This is a genomic window from Aquimarina sp. MAR_2010_214 (assembly GCF_002846555.1).
Classification (GTDB): Bacteria; Bacteroidota; Bacteroidia; order Flavobacteriales; family Flavobacteriaceae; genus Aquimarina.
In genome coordinates, this window is the sequence record NZ_PJMS01000001.1 from 514993 (window position 1) to 534074 (window position 19082).

Below are 19082 nucleotides of genomic sequence, written 5' to 3' on the forward strand. Positions count from 1 at the left end.
TTCCAGGATCTTTTTTTGTGTATGGAGTTTTTAAAATAATAGTATTTTTACAATCTTATCAATCTTTTTATGGCTAAAACTAAAACTGTTTTTTTCTGTCAAAATTGTGGAGCACAATATTCCAAATGGCAAGGGCAATGTACATCTTGTAAAGAGTGGAATACTATTGCCGAAGAAGTTGTTCAAAAAGCTTCGGCAAGTGATTGGAAAAGTGCTACATCTAGTTCTAAAACAAATAAAACAGCCAAGCCTTTACGAATTTCAGAAATTGACACTAGCCAGGAAGCTCGCTTTAATACAGATGATACTGAGTTAAATCGGGTACTTGGGGGTGGATTAGTCCCAGGCTCTTTAACCTTATTAGGTGGTGAGCCAGGAATAGGAAAAAGTACATTACTGCTTCAGATAAGTCTTAAACTACCTTATAAAACGTTATATGTTTCCGGAGAAGAAAGCCAACAGCAAATCAAGATGCGTGCAGAACGTATTCATTCTAAAACTGATAATTGCTTAATTCTTACCGAAACTAAGACTCAAAATATCTTTAGGCAAATTGAGGAAACTCAACCCGACATTGTTATTATAGATTCTATCCAAACCTTACACAGTGATTACATAGAAAGTAGTGCGGGTAGTATTTCTCAGATCAGAGAATGTACAACAGAATTAATCAAGTTTGCCAAAGAAACTGCAACACCTGTAATATTGATTGGTCATATTACAAAAGATGGTAATATTGCCGGGCCAAAAATTCTGGAGCATATGGTTGATACTGTTCTACAGTTTGAAGGAGATCGAAATCATGTATATAGAATTTTACGTGCTTTAAAAAATAGATTTGGTTCTACTTCAGAGCTAGGGATCTACGAAATGTTAGGAAGCGGCCTTCGGGAGGTTACAAATCCCAGTGAAATTCTAATTTCTAAAAAAGAAGAAGAATTGAGTGGTACTGCTATAGCTGCTACAGTAGAAGGTATGCGGCCACTTATGATAGAAGTACAAGCCTTGGTGAGTACTGCGGTATATGGGACTCCTCAACGTAGTGCAACAGGATACAACCTCAAACGCCTTAATATGATCCTGGCGGTTTTAGAGAAACGTGCTGGTTTTAGATTAGGAGCCAAAGATGTATTCCTTAATATCACAGGGGGGATCTCTGTAGATGATCCTGCCATCGATCTTGCAGTTGTTGCAGCCATATTATCCTCTAGTGAAGATATTCCAATTTCTAAAGATTTTTGTTTTGCTGCCGAAGTCGGCCTGGCGGGAGAAATACGACCTGTAGCCAAAGTAGAACAACGCATACAAGAAGCAGAGAAACTAGGTTTCTCTACTATCTTTGTTTCTAAATACAATAAAATATCTATGCAAAATACTCAAATTCAAATCAGGATGGTTACTAAAATCGAAGATGTAGTTGAGTTTTTATTTGGTTAAGGAGCCGGATTAGGGTTATTTTCATGTACCGTTTCAATCTCCTTTAAGATCGTATCAGAAAGGGTAATATCAATACTACCAATATTTTCTTTTAACTGATCCAGTGATGTAGCGCCAATAATATTACTGGTTACAAAAGGGCGATCATTTATAAACGCCAAAGCCATTTGAGCAAGGCTTATCCCATGTTTTTTTGCTATCTCGTTGTATGCTCTTGTTGCTTCAAACGATTTCTCATTGTGATATCTTGCAAATTGCGGAAACAAGGTTACCCTTGCATTTTTTGGAGTTTCATCAAGGTATTTTCCTGTTAATTGCCCAAAACCAAGAGGAGAATAAGGTAAATGCCCTATATTTTCACGATGTAAAACTTCAGTAAGACCGACCTCATCTTTTCGGTTTAATAGATTATATGGATTTTGAACCGTGATCATTTTTGGTACGCCCTTTCGAGCCTCTTCAGTATAACGCATCACCCCATAAGGCGTTTCGTTAGAAAGCCCTATTTGTCTTATCTTTCCTTCTGCAATAAAACCCTGAAGATAGTTTAACACCTCTCCAAAATTATCATTCCATCGTTCTGATTCGTCATGAGTATACCCTCTAACCCCAAAAAAATTAGCATTTCGTTCTGGCCAATGTAGTTGGTACAAATCAATATAATCTGTTTGTAATCGTTGTAAACTTTTATTGATTGCATCAGTAAATTCTTCTTTGGTAAAACCTCCTGTGCGAATATGATTTACAAAATCTCTTGGGCCAACAATTTTTGTAGCAATAACGACCTCATCGCGTTTACCTGTTTTTTTGAGCCATGTTCCAATAATTCGTTCTGTGCTTCCCTGAGTATCTTTATTTGCAGGTACAGAATACAATTCTGCCGTATCAACAAAATTAACTCCTTGATCAATCGCATAGTCCAACTGTTGGTGCCCTTCTTCTTCAGTGTTTTGTTCACCCCAGGTCATACTACCCAGGCATATTTTACTTACGCGTATATCTGTACCTGGTAATGTAGTGTACTTCATATCTTTTGGTTGTTGTTTTTAAGTTGAGAAAACTATAAAATTAGTTGTTCAAGTTGTTCTAAAACTCACCTTATAATTTATATAGTATAACATGATCAAAAGTAGAAACTCTCCTTTTAGTTAGTGTAAAAATTATCATAATAAATCTAATTAAAACACAATTTATATAGCTATATCTTTTCTCCATATATGTGAAATATATCCACAATTAACACTCTTTAATCAACAGTTTAGAAATAATCTATTAAAAATTACAAAATTACAAAATTCTAATAATCAGTATTTTACATTTAAAACATAATGATTTCATATTCTGGAATAATAATTTCTTTTTATAAATAGTAAAGTATAATCAAATTAATTTTAAAACATGAAAAAGACAAGTATCATAACTGCTGTAGGTGTTGTATTATTTTCGCTCCAAACTGTATCTGCCCAACAAGCTGAAGAAGCATTACCAATTACCAAAACTGAAGCTTCTACCGATCAGGATGACTACAAGCAAATCAAAGTAGATAATCTTTCTGAAATTATTAAAGCTGCCGTAGAAAAGGATTATCCAAAAGCTAGTATTGCTGAAGCCTATGCTGACAAAATCGGAAATTACAAATTGATTCTCGCTATGGGTAAAGATACTAAAACCGTATATACCAACGCTAGGGGAGAATGGTTTGATCCAAACAATAAAGGGTGATACCATGTCGTCACTGACTGCCCTATTTAACCAGAAAAGAGCTTCTCGTATAAGAAGCTCTTTTTTTTATCAAAACGGATACGACTACCCCTTGCCGCATCCGTTTCACACTACTAACCAACCTAAAATTATTCCTCCAACATCCATCAAATACATTTTAGGAATGAACCTATAAACTTTTCTCTATACATAAATGCTACATTTTTTCCTTTCTATTTTTACTTTTTTGAACCCCTATTCCAAGTTTAGATGCTAGATAAAGTATTTATATGTTCATTGGTTTACTCAAAAGTAGTGTACACTATCGTTTTACAAAATGCAGAATGAGGGAATGGTAGCTTTGAATGAGGGAACTCTCTATTTTGAAGTATTATACCAAACTAAGATATTTGTTTGGTAATTATTCTGCATATATTATATTCGCCTCCTGGATAAAGTGATCAATTAGATAAGCGGCCAGATTTGTGTTTTTTTGTGCTCTATCCAGTATCCAAGCATCAGAGCTTACTACAATATGTTCTGAGTTCGCTAATTCCTTATCCGGATTATTAACCAAATCTATTTTCCAGGAAAAATGGTGTTGCTCTGCTAATTCCCGAAGTCTTGTTTTTAGTTTTCCACTATTAGAAACCGGAGCATCAAAATACCAGTACACCCAACGTACTCCGAGCTCATCAAGTGTATTTCCTATTATCAGAATAGCTTCTTCTGTTTTTTGAACTCGTTTATAGGTACCATGAACACCTGATACATCACGATAATACCCATCAAGCCCTTTAAAAACATATGCCCCAGACAAGGCGCTTTCTAGAATAATCAATAGGTTAAATCCGTCTATTGCTACGGTTTGTCCTTTTAACATTTTTGGCCTTACCAAATTTTTATTACGAATCGCAATTTGTTGTTCACTACAACTCATACCATGTAAAGCTTTTTGTTGTCGTGCATTAAGGGTATAGCGATTTCCTACCAATTGTACAGATGATTTTTCTGCATAACCACGAGAAAGGAGATATAACATATCTTTTGCTGCTGCTTTTAATTTTTCCTGCATCGACAACTCTCCAAACAATCGATCATCACTAGCTTCTCTTCCTCTATTGCGGGTGGTCATTTAGATTTACTTTGATAAAACAGTATATAAGTTGATGTATACAAACAAAAAAAGCGCTCTTAGCGCTACTTCTATGACATTGGTAATATCTCTATTACTTTGCCATATACATTTTTGGTCCACCCGTTAAGGCGTCCTCGGTTATTACCGATCAGCAATCCTCGTTTTGCATTTTTTCCTTTGACTAAATGCGTAAAACAGTTCCCTCTTACTTTACAAAAAACAATATCTCCTGCTTCGCAATCTTCCCAATTTACGGGTTCAAGTACTACAGGTTGTTTTGATTTTAAGATGGGTAACATAGAATTACCAGGTTCTTTGGAGACAATAGTCTCACCATTCAATAGTTTTTGAATTTTCCAATTCATCATACATAGTTTTAAAAATTAAACATAAATTCATAAACTATGGAGTATGGTGTTATACCAAAGAACTTGTACAAAAGTACGTATTTAACTTGAATTATCCATAACTCTTAATCAATGGTCAGTCTTATTTAAGTAAATCTATACCATAAACATCTTTCAAATGATTAAACAAATATCAAGTATTGTTTGTTCTCTTCCTATACAAGAACACCACCAAAAGCATAATTCCTACAATACCCAATCCTAAAATCCAATACAGTTGGGTATCGTTACTAAAATGTATTGCAGTAGTATCTCCTACAAGATAAAATCCTCCCCAATAAAAAGGATCGGTTCGATTGATATCAGCTGTGGTCAGGTATTGTAGTTTAGCTTGTTGTAAAGCTTTGCCTTTATGCATTCCTCCCTTAAGATTGGTATAGAAATATTTCATTAACTCTGGAGTCGTTTGATCAGATACTTCCCAGCTGGTGAGCAACAAACTTTTGGTTCCTGCATACTGAAAAGCAGTACCTAAACTCATAATCCCTTCTCCTTTGGCAATCTTACCACTACCTGTATTACAAGCACTAAGTACAGTAAGTTCTGCAGGAATATCCAGAGCGAACAGCTCATGACTATAGAGCAGATTATCTTCTATCGTATCTTTACTCTTGGTAAAATAGAGTTTAGAGTTGTCTGGGCGTTCATTATCTACCTCTCCGTGTAGTGCCAGATGTAGGATATTGTATTGACCTGCATTACTCTTAAAATTAGCTTCTATCGCTTGTGATCCAAAATAATATTGCCCATCGATAATATCAGAAATGGCTTTGATCTCTTTACGGGTTCCTGGTAGGTCATCACCAACATCTCTTAGAGTGGCCATACTCATTGCACGTGTCTCTGCAGTTTGTATACTATCTGAAAAAGAAAACGCCAGACATTCTTGCAATGGTTTAGTCTCTCGATTACTTTTAAAAGTGGTAAACAACAGGTTTGCAGCATTGGCATAGGTGACTGCATAATCCCTGAGTAGATAAGATAACAGTGTAGGATTATTAGAATCATCTTTTATAGTGAGTAATAACTCAAAATTAAGATGCCATAATGGTCCATCGGGGATCATGATTAGTTGATCTCCAACCAATTTATCTTTAACCGGTGCTATAAGTGTATTGTATAACGCATATGCTTGTTGTTTATATGCTCCTGTGTTTTTGGCAATAATACTTTTTCGAAATGTCTCAATTTGCTCAGTAAGTTTTGGAGTGGATAGTTCTTGTACAGCAATATCATGTTTAGAAATCGTAAAAGCATAAGTGATACTATCTCCTGTAAAAAATTCTACTACCGTTGCCTTATCATCCAATTGTTGTTGAATATCTGATACCTTTACAATATCGTTTTTATACTTTAATTGATAATACTTGGGATAATTTTTTTCTAAGACCTGCGTTAATGAATCTTGTGTTCGGTTAATATCGAATAGCTTACTTTCATAATGGGTAACTTTTGAAGTATCAACCTCCTTTTCTAATTGCTCTTCTGTGATTCTGGATTGATAAAATGCTTTATTTGTTTTAATAACCTTTTCTAAGGTTAAAACATCTTGCGGTAATCCTGTAAAATTTTTGGCTGTAGATGTATTAAGTAGTTCTTTTAAGGTATTGGACTTGCTTTTTTCGGCATAATAAAATGCTTGCTTCAATGATTGTTGATCTTGTTTATTCTTGTAGAGCAATAATTGTGTTTGAATAGCATCTGCATAGATTTCTTTTGCTTGTTTCGCAAAAGAAATTTTATCCTGATAGTTCTGAAAAGACTGCCTAATATGATTAATTAACATATCTGCTTCTTTGTAGATTATAATGCTATGATCAAGGTCTAATATATTATTAGTTTGAAAATATTGTGATTGTAATGTTTTAGCTTTTCCTTTTAAGGTTTCTAAAAGAAATTTAGTGTTGTAATACTGATTAGGATTAAAATCCTGTTTAATATCAAGGTAGTTAGTGTTTTTTGTATTTGCTTCGGTTGCATTATCAAAATATTCTATTGCTTTTTGGTAGGCTTTTTGTTTACTACACACAGTTGCTATCTGATTTAAAGCTAATAAAGAGGAAGAAGAACCTTTTCCATATTCTTCTTCTAAAATTTCTAAACTCTTTTGAGAATATCTAAAAGCTTCTTTGTAAACCCCTTTTTCAAGGTAAAGATTTGCAACATTTATATAAGCTTTTGAAACCTCATAATCATTCTTTTCTAAGATATTATTGTATACTAGAAGTCCTTTTTGATGATACTCTAGTGCTTTGCTAAAATCTTTTTTATGGGCATAAACATTCCCAATATTACCATATAAAGCTGCTATACCTTCATAATTTTCACCATAAGTAGTTTTATAAATACTTAATGCTTTGTTATAATATTGCAATGCGTTTTCATAGCTCTGCTTATTTTCAAAAACTACACCAATATTCCAGTAACATGTACCAATATCCGGATGATCCCCTTCGTATATTTTTAAAGCCATATCTAAGCTCTTTTTATTATATTCCATGGCCTTGTCATGCTCTCCTTTATCTGATAAAAGGGTTCCAATATTATTATATGTCGCAAACAACGGATATAAGTTTTCTTCATTACCAAAAATTGGAATTACTTTTTGATAATATTCTAATGCTTTATCATATTGATTTAAATCATTATAAACTATACCTATGTTAAAATAGTTATAGCCGGAATTTAGATGATTTTCACCTAAATTGTTAATAGTTATAGTTAAGTTCTTTTTATAGTAATCCAGAGCTGTATTGTATTTTCCCATTCTACTATAAATATTACCTATATTATTATATTCTTTTCCTATTCTTTCATCGTTAGGTTCAGAATTTTTAAAGTAAATACTCAATGCTTTATTTTGGTAATAAATTGCCTTCTGATACTTAGAGAGATATCTACAAGCTATTCCTAAATTACTATATGTTGCACCCATATCTTCATGACCTTTAGGGAATATTTTTTTTTCAATATCAAGTGATTTTTCATAATTGACTAAAGCATCTTGATATTTGGATATTCTTAAATAATAAGTTCCTATGTTGTCATAAGCGACTGCTCTTTCTCTATTGTTTTCCCCTAAAATAGTTCTGCTCATTTTTAATACTTTTTTAGCACTAGACAAAGATTCTTTAAGGTTTTGTCTATTTCTCCACTGATTTTCTGATATTTTATTATAACAACTCGCTACTTTTTCCCAAGTCTTTCCTTTTTTATAAATAGGTAATGCTTTTTGAAACAATTCAATAGATTTTTCATATTTTCTATCTTTTAACAAAGAATCTGCTTTTTTATAATATTGTGAAGCTACTATGGTATCATTTGTTACTTGTGCATGAGTAGTATGTAACGATAACATAAACAAAATGACACAGAAAAAGGAGGTTAGAAAAATCGATGCTAATTTTTTCATAAGAGAGCTTTAATCAATAAACAAAATGATAATTTTATATCTTATCACATACAAAGTTCTATCTCTTTACAGAGAAGTGTACTGTTCTAAAAAATAGATCATCCAATAAAAGTATACTCCTTTTTAGATGATCTTTGGGTAGGATTAACAACAAAGATATAGGTTTATATCATCTCATTTATTATTATTTTAAAAACATAATAATCAATACTATTTTAGATGTCACATCGATTGGTTTCTATAGCGATAGTGAAAGAAATTAGCCTGCTCTCAACTTGATTGGAGGTATCAAGAAGCTATCCCATAAAAAAAACACTTGAACTTACATTGGTTCTCGATACATTTGCTTCACTGTATTTCACAAAACACTCCTTTAGACAATATTTTACTGGTTAAGTTTACACCAAATACCAAAACGCTAGATAAAAAATTATCGGAAGCCTTAATTCAGCTGACCTTCTTTAAGCTCAGTAATATCTTTTTGCATTAATTTATCGATCAATGCTTGGTACATTTCTTTTGGCAATCCACAAGCGATCAGGTATTCTTTCATGAGATTCTCTTCTTCTTTTTCGATTGCTCCATCGGCCAGTAACACTACAGCTGCTTGCGCCAAAATATTAAGTATTGCTTCTGATGATAATTCATTTCGTGCTTCGTTAAGAAAATTAAACACCTGGTTATCCTGGTTACCATTTGCTTTTACATTTTGATGTATCGTCATTAATTCTTCTTTCATTTCTGGAAAACCTTCGATAGCATCCATGATCTCACGTTCTTCTTCTGCAGCAAAATCTCCATCGATAATCGACATATGTGTCATCGCAGCTATAAGTGCTTTACTAAATACCTGTTTTGCACGTTTTTGATTTTCGTTAATCTCATCTTGCGAACGTTCTAAAACAGTTTTTATACTTTCGTTATAGGCACTCTTACAACTATCACATTGATAAAACCGATCTACTACATCTAATGGGATCATGGGGATAAAAAACAAAGTGAACCATCTGCGATAGAGCTTGTTTACAAGATTTCCATTATTACAATTTGGACATGAATTTGATAAAACAGGACTTTCACTCACCGTGTGTTTTAGTCCTCTTGTTCCGAAGATAATAAACATAATATGTAGGTTTTTAATGATTTAAGGTATTGCTAAAGATAGCATAATATTCTAAAAACATCTAACAATCATATTGTTGGGGTAATATAACGACTTAAGACTCGGCTGTCATGAATTAAAAAACTATGAAGTGTAACTTTACCAAAGAACGTGTTCATAACACGTGGTAAACATATATATTTTATAAGAACTTAAGTTATACTTGGACTGGAGCAGCAGGAGAAGTTATGTTTTTTGCCAATATATTGATATAAGACCGCCTGTGAATCGAATTTACTGGAATATAGAAACAGTTCGTGCTATGGTTTATTCACTTTTTTGGCGATACCACATTTTCTCCGGACAGTTCTTTCGGCGAGGGCTGCGACATTTCTGGCCCGATCCTCAGAGCTTCCATCTTTAATAACTTCATTATATATTGTTTTGTTTTCTATAAGGCCCCGTAAGATACAGGTAAACCCTGGGCTGTCTTTACCTTTGAAAGGGTTCTTTTTTCTGGGTTTTGCGATCAACTCCCCGAACAAACGATCTTTTAATACGTTATCTTTTTGGACTTCTACTACCAACGTATATAGGACATTTTGATCTTCTGGATACATATCATTCACTTTATCCATGGCATTGGAATATTCATCATTGGTGAAATTAAAATATGCATATAGGTCAAAGTAGTTGTTTTCTCCTTTTTCATCCTCCTGCACCTCTTCTTCACTTTGTGTTTCTTCTTCATTCTGGTACCCTTCTTCGCTTTCTTGGCTTATTCCTTTGATCACGGATACTATTAATATTATAAAAATGGATAGCCTCTTCATTTGTTCTATAGTTTTAAATTAATTGGGTATAATAAACGTTTGGCAACGTCCTTTTGTTACCTGCTTTCCTTATTTTTATACTTTTATATAAAAACAGTGTGCTTTTTCACTATATGCATAATTAAGGATTTTATTTTTGTTTACTAAATCCGTGGCACGCTTTTTGGTTTTTATCAAATAAATTACCTATTTTGAGGCAATTTTTAAGGTTATTTTAACAATAAAATAAATTTTATTACGTTCTGATAACCGGTGTAATTAACCTATAAACTATAATACATTATTTTAACACCCAAACATTATGAAAAAATTATTTCTACTTCTATTTGTGCTAGGCGCAGGATTATCAACTCAAGCTCAAGAAAACAATTGGCAAGAAGTTCATGAATTACATAGAGATAAATTATATCCCTTAGCAAAAGATGTTGCTGACATGACTGATATGGTAATAGCTAACGGAAATATCATTTCTATAGTAAAAGATAATGGAACTACTTCTTTGGTAAAAGAGCGAGCTAAAGACATGCCTGTTGAATATTACAATTATAAGCTAATTACTTCAAATGGAAGATCTATCAATTTAGACTTAATGATGACTAACAAAGTCGTAGATAAGTTTTTTGATGTCTTAAGAAGAGTTAAAGATAATACTAAAGGAAATGATGCTAAAGAAATTAGAGCAATTCTTAATAGCCTTTAAGACAATAATAGACATAAAAAGAGCGACACAATGTGTCGCTCTTTTCTTATTTAATTACTTCTTATATATCATTCAACAGCTTAGTGATTTCATCCAATTTTGGAGTTAGGATTACTTCTATTCGCCTGTTTTTACTTTTTCCTGCACTATTATCATTAGAGGCTACAGGTGCAAACTCTCCTCTACCTGCCGCAGTGATATTCTGAGGATCAATTTTCTGGTTTTGCAACAAAATATTTACAATGGCAGTGGCTCTCTTGGTAGACAAATCCCAGTTACCAGATAGCTGTCCGTTACCAGTATACGGTACATTATCGGTATGCCCTTCGATCAAAACAGCGATATCGGTATTATCGCCCAATACTCTACCTAATTGTTTTACTGCCTTTTGCCCTTGTGCTCCTACGGCCCAACTACCAGATTCAAACAGTAGTTTGTTTTCCATAGAAATATATACTTTGCCATTACGCTCTTCTACAGTAAGGCCTTTACCTTCAAAATTTCGTAGTGCTCTGGATATTGCATTTTTAAGCGCCTGCATTTTGGCATCTTTGGCTGCAATCAATCCTTCCAATTCATCTACTCGTTTAGAACGAGAAGCCAGATCTCGTTGTAATGCATCCAAACGACTACGTTCTTCGGCCAGAGCTCTTTCTTTTTCTTCCAACTGTTTTAATAGTTCTCTATTTTTCTTACTATTTGCTGCTATAGCTGCCGAGCTATTTTTTTCTAATGCGTCATACGAGTCTTTTAAATTTTCATAATTGGCTTGTGCAGCATTATACTTTCCTTGTAAATCATCTCTTTCGGCTTTAACCTTTTGATATTCGGCATCTAATTGTTCTAATGCCTTTCTAGTGGCATCACTTGTTTTTTCTAAAGCAGCCAGTTTGTCTTTAGTTTTACGATTTTCTCGCTTCAAACGAGCATACTTGCTTTCTAAATCTTTGTGCACTTTAGAAGAAACACAAGAAGTCATAAGAGTACCAATAAGTATAATAGATACGATTCTTTTTATCATTTTATGTTGTTTATGGGGTTGTTGTTTTTTACTTTTCTATTTACATTCAAAAAACTTATTCTCGATACACCGCACCTGAAAGCGCGGCACTCGAATTGACGGTCTTTATTTAATAGACTACTTAGATGTAACGATATTACATTGAAACAATAGCGTCAATGTTTTCAAATACACCTATACCTCTAATTCGACTACAATAGGGCAGTGGTCGCTATGTTTGGCTTCTGATAGAATAACGGCTCTTTTTAAATTATCTTGTAAGGGTTGAGACACCATACCATAATCCAAACGCCATCCTTTATTATTTGCTCTGGCATTGGCTCTATAACTCCACCATGAATATTGATCTGGTTCTGTATTAAAATGTCTAAAAGAATCAATAAAACCACTATCGATAAAATTACCAATCCACTCACGCTCTACTGGCAAAAACCCTGATACTTTTTTATTACGTACCGGATCATGAATATCAATGGCTTTATGACATATGTTATAATCTCCCAGTATCACCAGATTGGGGTGTTCTTTTTTTAATTCGTTTATATAGGTTTGAAAATCTGCCATATATTTTAGCTTATGCTCCAAACGGTCCATATTGGTACCACTGGGAAGGTATAAACTCATTATAGATACCCCATTAAAATCAGCTCTTAGATTACGGCCTTCAAAATCCATATAATCAATCCCGGTACCATACTCTACATGATCAGGTGCTGTTTTAGATAAAATTGCAACCCCGCTATATCCTTTTTTCTGAGCACTGTACCAGTAGTTATGTGGATATCCAGCTTCTGAAAACAGGTCGAGATCTAGCTGTTCTTTGTTTGCTTTTATTTCCTGAAGGCAAATCACATCTGGGTCGGTTTGTTGTAACCATTCTAAAAATCCCTTGTTTATTGCTGCTCTAATTCCGTTTACGTTATAGGAGACGATTTTCATTGAACTCGTGGTTTAAATTTTAGTAAAAATAAAAAATGAAGCGTCATATCGATACATTTTAATCATCTATTATGAATTTAAATTGACATATAAATTGTATTATATTCTAATAAATTTTTATCATCTTTATAGTAAACAACCACAAATCATGAAAAACATGCTTAAATTGACCTGCTTACTTCTCCTATTTAGCGCATACAATTGTGTTCCTGCAAAAGGAGTGGATACTAAAAATACTTCAGACTCAAAAAGTGATACTCAGCTTATAGCATCAAAAGAAATGATAGATAAAGGATTTAGTAAAGGCACTATAGTGAGTAGTAAATCTGTAGGATGTCCTTATATTTTAAATGTTGAAGAATATAAAGATAATCTGGATCCGATTAATCTTGGCGAGTTTTTTAAAGCCGAGGTTCCTCAATACGTTTGGGTAAAGTTTTCTAGCCTTAGAATGGCAAGTAGATGCGACAATGCTCGCCCTGTTTCTATAACAGAAATTACTACTCGCAATAAGTAGGTTACTGAACGTAAAACTTAGCAGCATATTGTTTTTTCTTTTCACCAAACCTAACAAAATAGATTCCTGATCTTGCGTATGACATATCTATAGTATACGCAAACCTGTCATTGGCATCTTTTCTTACTAGGTTGGAAGCAATAATCTGCCCAAGTACATTAAAAACATAAACTCTTAGTTCTTTTTCTAGCCCGGCATCTTCTTTGGTGATCAAAAACTGATTATTAGGATTAGCAATCACAAGAACCTCATTCTCTATACTTTTATTTTCTCCTATATCCACAGTATAATCATGAGTAGTTCCGAAATCCATAGAACTACAAGGGTCATTAAGGATTCCTCCATTATTTGTTCCTACATCTCCTGCCCTCACTCTAAGAAAATGTTTTCCTAAAGCTGCATCATTAGGCAATGAGAGTATAATATCCTGATTGCTATTTTCTTTTTTAAAAACTACATTATCCAATAATAATTCGGATTCTTCAAAAACGGTATTGTCATTAAAATCAATCCATAATGATAATCGTTCAGACTCTTCTTCATTAGCAAATCCAGATTGCACAGTAAGAATAAAGGTTCCTACTGAACGATTTAAATTGATCGTAAAATCATTTGAGAAATCCTCATATCCTGTAGAATCAATAGTACAGTTTATATCAGAATTGGTAACGTTTGATAGCCGAAAATATGTTACTCCATCATTAAATTTTGAACAATCAGAAGTTGGCCGGCAAAACTGTCTTTCTATTGTTCTAGTAATAACATCATTTTCTGCATTTTCATCAGCAGTTAAGGCAGTTCCTAATTGAAATTGGAAAGTTCCTGTTCCTGTTACGTCCGCCAAAGTAGTAAACGTATAACTTACTTCTGTTTGTGGTTGCAGGGTACCTGTAAAAACCTCTTCTACTCTGGCCCCATTATTTAAAGTATAAAAAACCGGAATATTAGTTTGTGCAGTAGAGCCATAGTTATAGAGAGTAATGACAATTGCTTCTTCAGAAACTGTAACTCCACTATCGGGAGCAGGAGAAATTAGTTCTGCCGCTCCTACATCTACAGAAAATAAATTATTAAGTGTTGCCTCGCTACAATCATTTTCTGGATTGGTATCTCCTGCCGCATTAGTTTCTGCTGTTATAGTATATACCCTTTCTGTACTAAGATCTGTATTGGTAGCAAATGAGAAAGAAACTGTCTCTAAAGGAGCTACAGGCCCCGCTAATAACTCATTAACTACTGGGCCTCCATTAATAGAATATGTAACTTGTATATTGTTCTGTGCCGTAGATCCGAAATTCTTAACCATTACAGTAATGTTTTCAGAATTGGTAAAAGTATCATCTTTTCCTGGGGCATCTATACTTACTACTCCCACATCGGTAGTAACCGTGCTCGCCACTTTAAAAACTCCTACTACATTCCTTGAATTGTTGCCCGTATTTTCAAAATATTCTGCAATGTGCCAAAATGTTTGATCATCAACAGGATCTACGGTAAGTTGTGCATAATCTCCGTATCGTTGTGGATCTCCTTCACGCTGTATATCGGTTCCTATTTTAATATCTTGTTCTGCTATGGTCATGGTTCCTAATGGGTCACTCGCAAGCCTACCGGTATATCGAATTGAAGCGAAACTATCTGCACTTGCCCCGGTACTGGTCGTACCCATTGTAGTATACCCCATACCAATATTACCATAAATATCCATTGCCATACTTCCACACCAAGCACTTTTACCATCAGGAGAAGTATAAGTTCCTTCTTGAAATACAGTCCAGGGTTGACCATCTCCATTTTGTCGTAGTTCGTACCACCGTATTCCTGCTACATCATCTGCATCTGCATCTATGTCTACTACATGATTGAGTAGTACAGAATTATAGTTACAAAACCTCCTGTAATTACTGGCAAACATAACTGCACCTTGCAATGCATCAATATTTCGATCACTACCTGGCTGTGGTAAGTTCCCAAAAGATCCGCCATCAAAAGTAGAATCAAATGATGTTACAGTAAGTTCTTCTGCTTCTGTAATTGTAGATTGACTAGGAGAAATCCAATCTACATTTATTTTCCATAGTTTTAAAATATCCTGATCGACACCTTCCCATTCATCATCCTGAAAATAAATAATTCTTGCATCTCCATCGGGAGGTAATGTTTTTCCTAAAGCATTAAATGATGCCGGACTATAAAAACCACCTATTCTAGCTCCTGGAAGCGGAAATCCTAACATTTTTACATTTCCTTCTTCTGCTCCTTGTAGCATTTTTTCTCTTTCGATCACAAATACAATCTCGCTGGTTTGTACCGAATTTTGATCTTTATTAGCCGTTACATAATATCCATCAGACCAAATTGAAAATTTTGTATAATCAGGAAAACTTTCTGTATTAAATCGATATGTAAACCATCCGTCATTTACAGGGTCTGGTCCTTGACCTACTGCTACCAAAAATCCATTAGGAGTATTAGAGAACTGAGTGATTACAAATCGATCTGCAAAACTATCATAAAATACAATTGGGTCTCCAAGAGTTTCTCCTGGGAATATATTAGCTAATGATGATGAAGCTACTAACTCATTACCACTTCTATCATGTATTGCAAATTCAAAGTTTTTGGCACTTACATAATGATTCGGGCCAATTGCTCCCGTTGGGTCTGAAGGAGCTCTATCACTAGAATTTACCTCAAATGTAAGTGAAGGGGCTTTACCAGCTCTCACCACCTGATTACTTTTTTGTTTTACAAGTAATGGATCCATTCCTTTGGGAAACCCTTTTCCTGGAACAATCTTATTTGCATCTGTTCTTCTAGGGTTAATCTTACCTTCTCTTGGCTTACCTGGTAATAATTTTTTTCCTGCCAATGGTTCTATCGTTCTCATATAAGCAGCAGTACTCACCATACTTGCATTCATGGTTTTTTTCTTTTGCGAAAACCCAATGGTAACAAAAAATAGAAAAGAAACTATTACAATTTTCTTCAATGGCATAAATAACAATTTATATTAAGATCTGACTGGCGCTTTACTTAGAGACTAAAATACAATTAAACTTCAAAATATGACAATGATTAGGCATCTTATCCTAAGTATTGATAAAAAAAACAGTCAATATTTAAAAAAACATCAATGATTACATCTTGCCATTGTTTCTATTAAAATAATAAAGCTGCCTTATAATAAGGCAGCTTTATCAGGGAGAATCTTTCCCAGAATTATTTTAACCAATACTCGGCATCTGTTTTTTCAGAGATGATTGCTTTAAGTTCTGTAATCGCCACTCGTTTCTGCTCCATAGTATCCCGATCTCGTATAGTGACCATGTTGTCTTTTTTAGTATCGTGATCTACTGTGATACAAAATGGAGTACCATTAGCATCTTGTCTTCTATATCGACGCCCAATAGCATCTTTTTCATCATAAATAACATTAAATTTCCATTTTAGGTCATCGACAATCTGCTGTGCTATCTCTGGCAAACCTTCTTTTTTAACCAATGGAAATATTGCCGCTTTTACAGGGGCAACAACTGCGGGTAATTTTAATACCACTCTACTGGTTCCATCTTCTAATTCTTCATCTTGTAATGCGGTAGAGAATACAGCCAGAAACATTCTATCTAATCCAACCGAAGTTTCGACAACATAAGGAACATAACTTTCTTTTAACTCGGGGTCAAAAAACTGTAGTTTCTTACCAGAATGCTCTTCATGTGCTTTAAGGTCAAAATCTGTTCTGGAGTGAATTCCTTCTAATTCTTTAAATCCAAATGGAAAATCAAATTCAATATCGGCTGCTGCATTTGCATAGTGTGCTAGCTTATCATGATCATGAAAACGATAGTTCTCTTTACCTAATCCTAATGATAAATGCCAATTTAATCGGGTTTCTTTCCAGTATTCATACCATTTCATTTCCTCACCAGGACGTACGAAGAATTGCATTTCCATTTGTTCAAACTCTCGCATCCTAAAAATAAACTGGCGCGCTACAATCTCATTTCTAAATGCTTTTCCGGTTTGAGCAATCCCAAACGGTATTTTCATTCGTCCTGTTTTCTGAACATTTAAAAAATTCACAAAAATACCTTGAGCAGTTTCTGGTCTTAAGAACAAATCGGTAGCAGATTCTGCAGATGCTCCTAGTTTAGTACCAAACATTAGGTTAAATTGTCGCACCTCTGTCCAGTTTTTAGAACCAGTATCCGGATCAGCAATTCCTAATTCTTCTATTAGTGCCTTTACATCTGCAAGATCTTCGTTTTCTAAAGATTTTGCCATACGCTGTATAACCTCTTCTTTTTTAGAAAGGTATTTGACCACTCTTGGGTTAGTAGCTACAAATTGAGCTTCATCAAAATCATCCCCAAAACGTTTTTTGGCTTTAGCGATTTCTTTTTGAGCCTTTTGATTAAGCTTCTCTGCGTAATCCTCTATAAGCACATCGGCTCTATATCTTTTTTTAGAATCTTTATTATCAATAAGCGGATCACTAAAAGCGTCTACGTGGCCAGAAGCCTTCCAAGTTGTAGGATGCATAAATATTGCAGCATCAAGACCAACAATATTCTGGTGCATATTCACCATGCTTTTCCACCAATATTCTCTTATATTCTTTTTAAGTTCTACGCCATTTTGACCATAATCATATACTGCACTTAGTCCATCATAAATTTCACTAGAACCAAAAATATACCCATACTCCTTAGCATGGGCAATAACTTTTTTAAATTTATCTTCTTGCTTTGCCATTGCGCAAAAATAACTGAATTTAAATGATTTGAAAACGAATCTGATTTTGTTTTTATTAAAATCTTCATCAGATGCTAATGTAGGGATTACATATCGAAAGCAATTTCTGGAAAAAGCATAAAAAAACCGTCATATTTTAAGCAATATGACGGTTTTTAATTCTGTATCTAAAAAATTTATCTTAGTTCAAACTGAGTGTTTGAGATCATTTTTGGTCCAGAGAATACATTTACGATATAGTTCCCTTTAACTAGTTCTCCTTCTACAGCATCTACTAATACACAAACATCTAATGCTTCATTTTCATAGAATACTTTATTAGTTCCACTATAAGTAAGTGTAGCACTATCAAAGTTTACTGCTATCTTATCTCCTATCAAAACATTACCAGGGTTAACTACTTGTACATAAAGGTTTTTATCTCCTTTTTCAGTTAATTTATTTGGTGCAAGTGTAAAACAAACTCTTACTTTTTCAGCTCTACTCGCTTTAGAAGTAGTTGATATTTTACCACTGTTACGCACACGTACTCCTTCAGCTTTAATATTTGCTGCTGTAAGCGCCGAGCCTCTTTCTACTATCTCAGCAAGTTTGCTGTTTTGAGTCTGTAAAGAATCTGATAAAATTATTCTTTTATTTAATGCAACAGAAGTACTATCTAAATCTGTAGTTAATTGCGTATTTGCAACTGTTAAACTATCAGCAAGCTTAAACAATCTTTCGCGTTCTTTCTTAAGTTTACCTACTTCTCTTCTGTAACGAGAGATTAAAGCTAGGTTAGCGTCATTATCTTTTACGCTATCTAATAAGACTACGATACGTTCTTTAGCCTTAAGTAAATGGTCATCCATTACTTCATTAAGAGCAATAGCATTGTCATACTTTGTTATCAATTCTCCTAATTCACTTTCAATAAGATCCTTTTCTTGTTGCAAAATTGCTTTATTTTGCTTCTCTTCGTTGTAAAACTTATACGTAAATATCCCTAAAATAAGTAGCAGTGCTCCTAGAACACCGATAAGAATCTTAAGGGTTAAGTTATTGTTTTGAGTTGTCATAATTAAGATTTATAATTTTTGATGGTTATTTTAATAGCTAAATATAATAATTAATGTTA

Annotated in this window: 15 protein-coding genes; 4 read left to right on the forward strand and 11 right to left on the reverse strand. The window is 33.9% G+C overall.

What is annotated here, in order from left to right; genetic code table 11:
• Positions 1–69: 69 nt before the first annotated feature.
• On the forward strand, positions 70–1437 hold the full coding sequence (gene radA / locus ATE84_RS02325; protein WP_101445482.1) for a DNA repair protein RadA: 1368 nt from the start codon (positions 70–72) through the stop codon (positions 1435–1437).
• Here the strand turns inward: radA and ATE84_RS02330 are convergent.
• Positions 1434–2465 carry an aldo/keto reductase gene (locus tag ATE84_RS02330; RefSeq protein WP_101445483.1) on the reverse strand — a complete coding sequence of 344 codons (1032 nt, stop codon included), beginning with the start codon at positions 2463–2465 and terminating at the stop codon, positions 1434–1436. The two genes, radA and ATE84_RS02330, sit on opposite strands and share 4 nt — an antisense overlap.
• Before the next feature lie 370 nt (positions 2466–2835).
• Between ATE84_RS02330 and ATE84_RS02335 the strand changes: the two genes are divergently transcribed.
• Positions 2836–3159, forward strand: a complete 324-nt coding sequence (locus ATE84_RS02335; RefSeq protein ID WP_101445484.1) for a hypothetical protein — start codon at positions 2836–2838, stop codon at positions 3157–3159.
• A 400-nt stretch (positions 3160–3559) separates the two neighbouring features.
• Here the strand turns inward: ATE84_RS02335 and ATE84_RS02340 are convergent, their stop codons facing one another.
• The 5 genes from ATE84_RS02340 to ATE84_RS02360 form a co-directional block, all read right to left on the reverse strand.
• Positions 3560–4273, reverse strand: a complete 714-nt coding sequence (locus ATE84_RS02340) for a DUF434 domain-containing protein (RefSeq protein ID WP_101445486.1) — start codon at positions 4271–4273, stop codon at positions 3560–3562.
• 71 nt (positions 4274–4344) lie between these two features.
• Positions 4345–4641, reverse strand: a complete 297-nt coding sequence (locus ATE84_RS02345) for a phage repressor protein (RefSeq protein WP_199176851.1) — start codon at positions 4639–4641, stop codon at positions 4345–4347.
• Between the two features lie 175 nt (positions 4642–4816).
• Positions 4817–8095 carry a tetratricopeptide repeat protein gene (locus tag ATE84_RS02350; RefSeq protein ID WP_101445488.1) on the reverse strand — a complete coding sequence of 1093 codons (3279 nt, stop codon included), beginning with the start codon at positions 8093–8095 and terminating at the stop codon, positions 4817–4819.
• Between the two features lie 442 nt (positions 8096–8537).
• Positions 8538–9218, reverse strand: a complete 681-nt coding sequence (locus tag ATE84_RS02355) for a TerB family tellurite resistance protein (protein ID WP_101445490.1) — start codon at positions 9216–9218, stop codon at positions 8538–8540.
• A gap of 299 nt (positions 9219–9517) precedes the next feature.
• Positions 9518–10030 (reverse strand): hypothetical protein, encoded by a 513-nt coding sequence (locus tag ATE84_RS02360; protein ID WP_101445492.1) that lies wholly within the window; start codon positions 10028–10030, stop codon positions 9518–9520.
• A 301-nt stretch (positions 10031–10331) separates the two neighbouring features.
• Between ATE84_RS02360 and ATE84_RS02365 the strand changes: the two genes are divergently transcribed.
• Positions 10332–10730, forward strand: a complete 399-nt coding sequence (locus ATE84_RS02365) for a hypothetical protein (protein ID WP_101445493.1) — start codon at positions 10332–10334, stop codon at positions 10728–10730.
• A gap of 61 nt (positions 10731–10791) precedes the next feature.
• Here ATE84_RS02365 and ATE84_RS02370 read toward each other — a convergent pair whose 3' ends face one another.
• Positions 10792–11751 (reverse strand): OmpA family protein, encoded by a 960-nt coding sequence (locus ATE84_RS02370; RefSeq protein WP_101445495.1) that lies wholly within the window; start codon positions 11749–11751, stop codon positions 10792–10794.
• 174 nt (positions 11752–11925) lie between these two features.
• Positions 11926–12690 carry an exodeoxyribonuclease III gene (locus ATE84_RS02375; protein WP_101445496.1) on the reverse strand — a complete coding sequence of 255 codons (765 nt, stop codon included), beginning with the start codon at positions 12688–12690 and terminating at the stop codon, positions 11926–11928.
• A gap of 148 nt (positions 12691–12838) precedes the next feature.
• Between ATE84_RS02375 and ATE84_RS02380 the strand changes: the two genes are divergently transcribed.
• Positions 12839–13207 (forward strand): hypothetical protein, encoded by a 369-nt coding sequence (locus ATE84_RS02380; protein WP_143273549.1) that lies wholly within the window; start codon positions 12839–12841, stop codon positions 13205–13207.
• Between the two features lies 1 nt (position 13208).
• Here ATE84_RS02380 and ATE84_RS02385 read toward each other — a convergent pair whose 3' ends face one another.
• From ATE84_RS02385 to ATE84_RS02395, 3 genes are all read right to left on the reverse strand, one after another.
• Complete coding sequence (locus ATE84_RS02385) at positions 13209–16205, reverse strand: T9SS type A sorting domain-containing protein (RefSeq protein WP_101445499.1); 2997 nt, start codon at positions 16203–16205, stop codon at positions 13209–13211.
• 224 nt (positions 16206–16429) lie between these two features.
• Positions 16430–17965: a glycine--tRNA ligase gene (locus ATE84_RS02390; RefSeq protein ID WP_101445501.1), complete on the reverse strand. Its 1536-nt coding sequence runs from the start codon at positions 17963–17965 to the stop codon at positions 16430–16432.
• 176 nt (positions 17966–18141) lie between these two features.
• On the reverse strand, positions 18142–19023 hold the full coding sequence (locus ATE84_RS02395) for a hypothetical protein (protein ID WP_101445502.1): 882 nt from the start codon (positions 19021–19023) through the stop codon (positions 18142–18144).
• Between the last annotated feature and the right edge of the window lie 59 nt (positions 19024–19082).